The organism is Duganella callida (assembly GCF_004614165.1).
GTDB classification, from domain to species: Bacteria; Pseudomonadota; Gammaproteobacteria; order Burkholderiales; family Burkholderiaceae_D; genus Rugamonas; species Rugamonas callida.
On sequence record NZ_SPVG01000232.1, the window covers coordinates 1 to 9,509 of the forward strand.

General features: G+C 68.7%; 7 protein-coding genes. All 7 read left to right on the forward strand.

Annotation, left to right across the window (positions count from 1 at the left end):
- Positions 1-1,739, forward strand: a 1,739-nt coding sequence (locus E4L98_RS23180; protein ID WP_267874926.1) for a penicillin-binding transpeptidase domain-containing protein, incomplete at its 5' end; no start/stop codon positions are given.
- A 100-nt stretch (positions 1,740-1,839) separates the two neighbouring features.
- Positions 1,840-3,168: a hypothetical protein gene (locus E4L98_RS23185; RefSeq protein ID WP_135203905.1), complete on the forward strand. Its 1,329-nt coding sequence runs from the start codon at positions 1,840-1,842 to the stop codon at positions 3,166-3,168.
- A gap of 11 nt (positions 3,169-3,179) precedes the next feature.
- Positions 3,180-3,785 (forward strand): hypothetical protein, encoded by a 606-nt coding sequence (locus E4L98_RS23190; protein WP_307722142.1) that lies wholly within the window; start codon positions 3,180-3,182, stop codon positions 3,783-3,785.
- Positions 3,786-5,084, forward strand: a complete 1,299-nt coding sequence (locus tag E4L98_RS23195; RefSeq protein WP_229257528.1) for a hypothetical protein — start codon at positions 3,786-3,788, stop codon at positions 5,082-5,084.
- Complete coding sequence (locus E4L98_RS23200) at positions 5,081-6,085, forward strand: hypothetical protein (protein WP_135203907.1); 1,005 nt, start codon at positions 5,081-5,083, stop codon at positions 6,083-6,085. Before E4L98_RS23195 ends, E4L98_RS23200 begins: the two co-directional genes overlap by 4 nt.
- 85 nt (positions 6,086-6,170) lie before the next feature.
- Positions 6,171-8,444, forward strand: coding sequence for an SPFH domain-containing protein (locus E4L98_RS23205; protein WP_135203908.1), 2,274 nt, complete (start codon positions 6,171-6,173; stop codon positions 8,442-8,444).
- 3 nt (positions 8,445-8,447) lie between these two features.
- The coding region (locus E4L98_RS23210) for a protein kinase domain-containing protein (protein WP_167761426.1) at positions 8,448-9,509 on the forward strand (1,062 nt) is incomplete at its 3' end.

A 9,509-nucleotide genomic window follows, 5' to 3' on the forward strand; every position in this document is an offset into this window, starting at 1 on the left:
GCAGCGGCGTCACCGGCGCCGACGTCCGCTTCGCGCCGGCCTGCACCGGCCGCGCCTGTGCAAGCGGCGGCGACGTCCAGCAGATCGCGCTGACGCTGCGAGCCGGCGTGCGCAACGTGCAGCTGGACCTGCTGCCGCTGGACCTGAACACGCCGGAGGACCAGAAATACCGCCATCTGCGCGTCGCCGGCGGCCGCCTGATCTGGCAGCCGCTGGCGTCGGCCGACGGCGCCAACGGCCGCAGCCCCGCGCCGTCGCCGGTGCAGCTGGAAGACCGCAACGGCACCACGCTCTGGGAAGACGGCGCGCCGGCCGAGGCGGCGGCCGAAGCCGGACTGGCGCCGCTGCTCGGCCTCAACCCCGAACACAGCAGCGGCATCGCCGGCATGCTGGCGCGTCTGCCGGCCGCCGATGGCCCGGTACGGGCCCGCCTCACGCTGGACCTGCCGCTGCAGGCATTGAGCCAGCGTGTGCTCGACTGCGTGGGCCTGCATCGTGGTCGCTGGGAGGACGGCAAGTGCGTCGGCGCCCAGGCCGCGCCGGACGGCCGTCATGCCGGCCTGGTCATCCTCGACAGCGAAACAGGCGACATCCTTGCCGCCGCCGGAGCCGGGACCGGGGCGGCGAACAGCGTCAATTGGACCGAGGTGCGCGATTTCGACCGCACCAGTCCCGCGCGCAGCCCGCTGCGCCTGCCCGCATGGCAGCATGACGGCGGCGCGCACCAGAGCCCCGGCTCGACCTTCAAGGTGATCAGCGCGCTGGGACTGGAACTGGCGGCGCAAAACGATGCCCAGCTCGACGCGCTGCTGGGCGGCATGCCGCTGGCGGCGATCAACCGCCTGGCGCAGCAGCACGGCTATGGTTTTCAGACCGACGCCGCCAGCTATCCGCTCAATCCGCGCCTGGCCCACATCACCAACTACCGCGAACAAAGCCTGGACCGGCGCGCACAGGAGGGGCGTCTCGGTCTGGCGCAGGCGCTGACCTACAGCTTAAACACTTGGTTCGCCTGGTCCGGCGAAATGAGCGACCGCAGCCTGTTCGGCCGTCCGGACGGCGGCGCCCCCGACCTGCAGGCGCTGGATGCCGGCGCGCTGGACGCGGTGCGTCCCATCGTCGCCGCCGCCCATAGGCTCGGATTCGATCAGGCGCTGCGTCTGGACGGCGGCCTGCTGCCGGCGGATTTCGGCTGGCGCAGCTGGGATGCACTGCAGGCCACGCCGGCGCACATGGACCCGATCCATACCCGCCACGAACTGCGCCAGATGTCGATCGGCCTGCGCATGCAGGCCACGCCGCTGCAGATGGCGCTGGCCTCGGCCGCCGTCGGCCAGGGCAGGGTGGTGACGCCGCGCCTGTTGCTCACGCTCGACCGCGCCGCCAGCGCCGTGCCGCCGTCGGCGCCGCTGAACATTCGTCTCGACCGCATCAAGACTGGCATGAAAGGCGTGGTCGATGTCGGCACCGGCGCCGGCGCCTTCCGCGGCGCGGCGCTGAGCGGCGTGCGTGCCGGCCTGTATGGCAAGACCGGCACCGCGCCGAGCGGCGACGACACGGCCACGGTCTGGTTCACCGGCTGGCTGGAGCCGGGCAGCCTGCCGGGCCAGACGCACCGGCTGGCGATGGCGGCCTTCGCCAGCCATTCCGACGCCACCGGCGGCGAACACGCGGCGCCCATCATTGCTGCCATTTTGTCCACTTTGGTTGCGCAGAACCCGGAACAGAAGGGGAAATAGGCTGATAAACGGCATAATAAAAACGCTGCCGTTGTGGCATCCTTGCGGAGCGTCCACGATGGCGCGTTTGATTGCCTTATCCAACCACCGACAGGAATTTATGCGCTTGCCAGGAACCCGGTATCAGGAGCATGGCTGGGAACAGGTACGCAAGTTGTTGGGAGCCTGCTCCCTGCAGGCGTTCCGCCAGCTTGAGATGCTCCACCTGCTGGACCCCGCCCGACACGGGGCGATGCTGGACGCCTATACCGACGCGGCGGCGGCGGCGCTGCATGCCAGCGCCCGTACCGCGCGCGGCCAGGCGGAAGGCAACAGCTACGGCGAAAGCGTCTACGAGTTGTCACTCAGCTTATTGTATGAGCTGCAGGCGCAGCCGGCGTTCTGGTCGGCCTTTGCCGCCGCCATGGCGGCCGAGCATGCGCGCAACGGCGAATTCTGGCGCGATGCGGCGGCCGAGGGCGTCGTGCGCAAAAAGGTCAACGACATGTACGCCACCTTGCGCGACAAGGTCGACGCCGACAACTACATCGTCGCCACGGGGCGCGACTGCTCGCCCAACAGGATCTACACCTACCGCATGCTGGATACGGCCTATCGCGAGATCGCCGTCCTGTTCGCGGGCTGGGAGCAGCATGCCGCGCAGGTGGGGGCCATCCTCGGCCGCCCGCTGGCCGGCCTGCCGATCGAGGTGCGGCAGATGAAGTCCATCCTCGGTTGCAAGGCCGAGTGGGTGATACGCTGGAGCGAGACGCTGGAGCAGTTCGGCGGTTCGCCCGGGCCTTTGCACACCAGGTCCAAGCGCTTCGCCAGCCTGAAAAACAGTCCCGGCAAGATCGCGGCGCTGATGACGGAAATCGGCGATTATGAGGAACTCTCGGCCAATATGGACAGCGCCGAGGATAGGCACAGCGATGCCGGCGAGGCGGCGCTGTGGCTGGAATGCTATTGGCGCGTCCTCGGCGAATCGGAGCGGGGGGAGGAGCAGGGTGGCCAGCGCGAGGACTGCATTCTGGCCGCGCCGGAGCCCGAATCCGAGGTGGCGGCGGCCGGTGACGGGGACGACGATGGCGACACTCCGGTGGCGCAGGCGGAAGCCGCGCCACCGCCCGAATTGCTGGCACTGGAACAGGAACGGTCGGGCGCGCTTTCCCTGCCCCTCCGCTACATGGAACTGGCGCGGGCGGCGCAGGAAGCCGGCAGCTGGACCCTGCGTGTGCTGCACGCGGAATCGCTGCCGATCCGCCTGGCGGTCTACCAGAAGCTGCTGGGCCCGGCGGACGACAGCTATCCCGACGCCTGGCTGGACCCCGCCACCGGCGAGCTGCCCACCTTGCAGCAGCTGGCGGCGCTGGACCGGATTTCGATGCCGACGCTGCGCAAGCGTCGCAATGAGGCGATCGCCAGGCTGCACGCGGCGGGCGCACGATGAAGGAGAACGTTTTGAATTCAGCACAAGACAAGCAGGACGCCCTGGACGCGCGATTGAAGGAGCGTCTGCTGTTGTCGCGCAACGCGCCGGGCGACTATCTGAAGCTGGCCGACGCCACGCTGTTGGCGGCGCTGGACGGCACGCGGCCGTTGACGCCGAATGAACGCCAGGCGTTGCAGGCATCGCCACTGACGCTGCGGCGCTTCCGTCAACTGTCGCTGGAGCGTCATGCGGCATTGCGGCGTCATGCGGCCGCTGGCGCGGCGGCGGCCAACGATCCCGCATGGACCGGCAGCACCGGCCTGCTGCGCGCCGCCGCCACCGCCACCGGGCTCGAATCGCTGGTCACCGACGATGGGCATTGGACGCTGCATTTCCTGCCGCAGGATGGCGGCTGGCAGGTGATCCTGAGCCTGTCGGCCGAGGCGCCATTCGCCGCGCGTCTGCTGCGCGAACAGCCGCAGTTGCGCGTGATCGACGGCGGCGGCGCCATCGTGCTGCAGGGACGGCTGGATGCGGACGGCGAATGCGAACGCGCCTGGCCGTTCGCGACGGCGCCGGAAGCGCATTTCCAGCTGTATGGCGCGTCGTTCGCCGTTGAACCGGTGACGCCTTAGATGATGGGATTTTTCAGCCGCCGCAAGCCGGCCGCCGATACGGACGGTCTGGGAACCAGCCTGATCGCGCTGCGGCTCGATGCCGGCGATCTCGCGCCGGCGCAGAGCACGGTGGTGGTGTTCAGCCCCGCCGGCCATGCGCGGCGCACGGCGCCGGGCAAGGTGGCGTGCGGGCAGGGCGAAACGGTATTTTGCTTCCATCCGGGGCCATACACGGTGGATCTGACGCCGTTCGCGGCGGCGCCGGAATGGGGTTTGCGGCTGCGGTTCGTGGTCGATGCGGCCAATCCGCGCGTGTCGCAACAGCGTTTCGATCTGTATTTGTACAGCGAGACGGCTGGGCGGCTGGAGTTGGCCGCCTTCGCCGGCGCGGCCCAGATGGCGCTGCAGGCGGAGCTGGCGCAGGGCGCGCTCGATCTGCCGCCCTGCACCTCGCTGGACGAGTGGCACGCCTTCCGCGCCGGCCTGAATCAGTTGATGTATACCCGCTATGGCGTCACGGTGGACGACTGCGTGCCGGTCGATTTCGGCGAGCAGGTCGACTACGCCGCCATGCTCCAGACCCGGGCCCGGCAAGCCGCCGAAATCACGCAGGCCACTGTAGTCGCGCAGGCCACCGCTACCGGGGAGCGCACCGCCGATACGCAAGCCGCCGACGCAATGCGCGTGGCGCAGTCTGCCGCTGCCGTAACCGAACCAGCTGCTGTTGCCGGACCGGGCGCTCCGGCGACAGCCAACCAAGCCGCCGACGCGCGCCGGGAACCGACACTGGAAGCCGCGTCGGAAGCCGGTCCGTCGGCCATGACGCCGCCTCGTGCGACGGCTGCTGGCACGGCGGCCGGCGAGGCGGGCCTGAGCGGCGCGGCGTCTTCACCGTCGCCCGACCAGGACGCGCGCGCCTTGCGTCGCCTGTTCCTCGAACTGCCGGCCCTGAGCGGTGGATTGCGTCAACTGGCGCTGCCCGAGGGTTTCGAGATCTTCCAGCAGCACCAGGCCATCCTGCTGCGCCTGAACATGGCCGCGCTGAACGTCAACACCATGCCCTCGCTGGCCTGGGCCGCGCCCGACCAGCCGCTGCCCGCCGCCGTGCAATCGCGCCGTGCCGCGCAGACGCTGATCGCCCAAGCCGCACTGGACGAAGGCTGGTCCCTGCTGGCCCGCCTTCAACTTGCCGGCCCCGCGCAATGGGCACCATTGCTGGACGAAGCAGACCGCATCTGCGCCAACCTGGAAACCGGCCTGTCGCTGCGCCGCGCAGCGCACGTCCCGGAAGACATGCGCATGGAACCATCGCTATGAGCGCCACCATCTCCATCACCGCCATTCCCGCCAACGCCTTCTGCCGCAGCCTGCTGGTCGACGGTCGCATCCTGACCATCACCGCCAGCCGCCGTCCGCGCGCCAACCGCGCCGACGTCAAATGCACCACGCCGAACGCTGCGCACATCGCCGAGCGCATGCAGCAGGTGGTCCGTCTTGCCCGCCATACGGAAGTGCGGCTGGATACCCGCGACCAGGTCGTCCTCAGCATGGACATCACCCCAGCCGAAGCGGAACGCGACTGGGAACTGGCCGCCGTGCTGGCCGACCGCATGGTGCGCGGCCTGTACCCGATCGCAAAAACGCCGATCACCGCCCAAGGCCACTCCGATGCCTGGTATCTCGGCCGAGTGACCGGAACCGTCGACGCCGAAGCGGGCATCACCCGGATCGCCCACCTGGGCGCGCTGAGTGGCCACGCCGACCTCTCGGCCGCCGTCTCCAGCGTGCGCGCCTGGTTCCCGTTGCACAGCGGCGGCGTGCACGACGCCCTGTGCTGGGTCGAAGTCAGCGTCTTCCCGCTGCAGACGCCGGGCGGCGCGGAAGAGGACAGCATCGCCGCCCCCGGCCTGGAGCTGACCGCGTTGCAGGAAGTGCGGCAAAGCCTGGCCGCCGCGCGCCACTTCGACGGCAAGGGCCTGAACCGCTGGCGCACCGTGGTCCGTTTCGGCCAGCCGCGCTTTCAGGGCGGCTCCTACCAACTGGCGCTGGTGATGGCCGACCGGCTCGCGCGGGGCCGTGAATTCGTGCCGCGCGGCCGCATCATCGCCAGCGGCTGTTCCAGCGCCTGGCACGCCGGCCAGGTCGATACGGTCGAGGGGCGCGAGCCCAAGCTGGAGTTGATATTACGACAAGCCGAAGCAGGCGACCGCGTGCTGCTGCCGCGCGACTGGCAGGACCAGCTGCCGCCCGGCTACGCGGCGGCATTGCGCCAGCGGGGCGCCAGCCTGGCCTGCATAGACCGCATCGGCATGATTTAAACGTGCGCAAGAAGGAAACGGCCACGCCCTGTTAAAATCGGCCCATCGCGGGGCGGTCCGAAGATGAATCGTTAAGGAGTCTGACATGTTCCAAATGTTTGGTTTTGGCGGCGTTAAATGCCCGCGGTGCGAGCACAAAAACAGCGGCCAGTCCGGATATTGCCAGCACTGCGGCCTGACGCTGGGCGCGCCGCGCAACGAACCGGTGCTGCGCGACAACCGCTGGATTCCCGGCGATAACGAACTGGCCGTGTACTTTGGCGTCAGCACCCTGTCCGGCATCTTCACCAAGACCCTGCGCGTGCCGGCCACCACCCGCGCCTACATCCTGCAGGGCGACAAGGCCACCGAAGTGCCGCAGGGCGAATACGAAATCGAAGGTTTCTTTACCCGCCTGAACCACCTGCTGCGCAACCAGCACGCGGAAATCCTGATCACCCGCAGCCTGCCGCTGCCGGTCGAGTTCTCGTTCAGCGATCTGCACACGGCCGAGCACCTGAAAATCTCTGCACGCTTCGCGGTGGCGGTGCGCATCGAAAATGTCCCAGCCTTCGCCCAGCATTTCATGACCGTACCCGGCGTAGTGACTACCTTGCACCTGCATGAACTGCTGGAACCATCGGTGCGCCAGCTGGCGGCGGAATTCGTCGGCAGCCGCTCGATGCGCGAGATGGCCGGCAACGCCGACCTGCGGCCGCAGCTGAACGAACGCCTGCAGGCCGCGCTGCGGCAGCGGCTTGCCAGCTACGGCCTGGCGGTGGAGGCGGTGGAAACCGCCGCGCTGCGGCACGACAAATTCGACCACAACCGCGAACGCATCGGCACCCTGTGGCTGGTTGCCGACGAACGGCACGTACAACTGGAGCACGTCAAGCAGCTGGACGACATCTACAACGAGGAAGAATGGCAGGCGATCCGGCGCGAGGAGCAGAAGATGCATGCCGACTTCCGCCGCGCCGAACTGCGCCAGGACGCCAGCGTCAACAAGGCCGAGCTGACGCTGAAGGAAGCCGAGCGTGTGCAGGCCCTGCGCGCGCGCGAGGTGGAACTGTACAGCCGCGTGATGGACGCCAAGACCCGCAAGGTGGCGGTCGACAAGGGCGCCGGCACGGTGCTGGCCGATCTGGAACACGAACTGGCGCGCAACAAGGCGCACCGCCAGGGCGAGCAGGCCGACTGGGAGCACGTGCGCCATCTGGCGCAGATCCGCATGCGCACCGAGCTCGAACTGCTGCAGCAGACCGGCGCCGGCCAGCGGCAGTTGGCGCAGCAGCGCTTTTCGCATCAGCTGCGCCAGCAGGCGATCGAAAACCAGATCGCGCAGGCGCTGCAGATCGAGGATGAGTCGCACCGCCGCAACGAACTGGCGGCGCTGCGCCAGCGCGAGAAGGATGAAAAAGCGCGCGAATTGGAGATCGAAGCGCAGGCCCATGCCGCCCGCATCCAGGGTCTGACCCTGGCCGAAGCCGCGCGCCGGCGCGAGGCCGAGCGGGTACAGGAATGGGAAGATCAACTGGCGCTGGCGCGCCAGCGCGAGTTGCTGCGCGGTGACGCGGTCAAGGACGCCGCCAACGCGGTGCAGGTGGCCGAGATCAACCAGAAAATCGAAGACCTGAAGCGTGCCGGCGCCGAGGCCGACGCGGTGGCGCAATACGAAAAACTGCTGCGCACCATCGAGGCCGACGGCATTCACGCGCGACAGAACCAGGCCACCACCAAACAGGCCATGCTGGACCAGCTGGCCGTCGACGAGCAGCGCCTGATCCTGAAGCAGCGCGAGCAAGAGGCGGCCTGGCAGCACGAATTGAAGAAATTCGAGCAGCAGCGCGCCGCGGCGCTGGAAAGCCAGAACGCGCAGCAGGATCACGAAATCCGCCGCATGGAGACCATGGGCCGGCTGAGCGACATGGCGATTGCGGCGGTGGCCGCGCCCTCGAACGTGGAAGCGGTGGCGCAGATCGTGAAGCTGCAGATCCAGGGCGGCATGACGGCGGAACAGATCCAGGCGCTGGCCGAGGTGGTGGCGGCCGAACACGGCGTGACGCCGGCCGAGGCGGCGAAGATGGCCTACGAACGCGTGCTGGAAGAGCGCGCGCACCGCGACGCGGAGCTGGACAAGGACCGCCGTCACCAGCTCGACCTGCTGAACATCCAGAACAGCGCCAGCGCCAGTGCGCTGAGCACGCAGAGCCAGCTTGGCGTCGGCGTGGCGCAGGCTGGCGCGGGGGGCGGCGGCGTGCATCACCATCACGTCCCGGCTCCGGCGGCAAGGCACTGCGTGAACGGCCATCCGGCACCTGCCGCGCGGCCACAGGACAAGTTTTGCGCCCAATGCGGCGCGCCCCTCGTTTCAACGTAACAGATGCAGACAGCAAGAGACAAGATCCGCGAGCTGCGGGCCTTACACGATGACGGTTTGTTGAGTCTCCAAGAATTCGACCGTCGCAAGAACGCCATCCTGGATGCCGAATACGCGCCGCCGGGAGGACGCTCCGCGCCCGCCAACCTGCCGCCGCGCCAGGGCACGGAGCTGGGCCTGATGACGGGCCAGGAGATCGGCCCGCAGAACCGCCGCTACCGGCTGGAGCGTCTGATCGGCATGGGCGGCATGGGTCAGGTGTGGCTGGCCACGGACCTGGCGACGCATGCGGAGCTGGGCCACAGCGAACTGGTGGCGCTGAAAATCCTGCCGCCGCAGCTGACCCAGAGCGCCACCCACGCCAAGCTGCTGATCGAGGAGGCCACGCAGGCGCGCAAGCTGGCGCACGAAAACATCGTCCGCGTCTACGAGTGGGCGCAGGATCCGGCCACCTCCAGCTACTTCATCATCATGGAGTACCTGGAAGGCCGCGACCTCGATGCTTATCTGGCCGAACGGGGCGCGCTGCCGCTGGAGGAAGTGTACAAGCTGCTGTCGCCGCTGGGCGATGCGCTGCAATACGCCTGGGACAAGCACAAGCTGGTGCACCGCGATATCAAGCCGGGCAACGTCTTCCTGACCCAGCGCGGCGAAGTGAAGCTGCTGGACTTCGGCATCGCCTCGCGCGCGCGCAGCGCCGGCAGCAGCCTCGGTCTGCAGACGCCCAACGCCGGCACCGCCGGCTACCGCGCGCCGGAAGCGGGCACGCATCAGGGGCTGCCCGGCCCCAGGCTCGATGTGTACGCGGTGGCGGTGATGATTTACCAGCTGCTGGAAGGCCGCATGCCGTTCGACGACATGCGGCCGGCCGACTTTCACCCTTCGCCGCCGCGCGGCCTGAACGAGCGCCAGTGGCAGGTGCTGCAGCAGGGCTTTGCCTACCTGGCGGAGCGCCGTCCGGCGTCGGTGAACGAGCTGCTGGCGCAGTTGCGCGCGGCGGCGGGGCCGAGCGATGCGGAACTGGCGGCCGAGGCCGAGCAGGCCGCGCGGGCCGAGCAAGAGCTG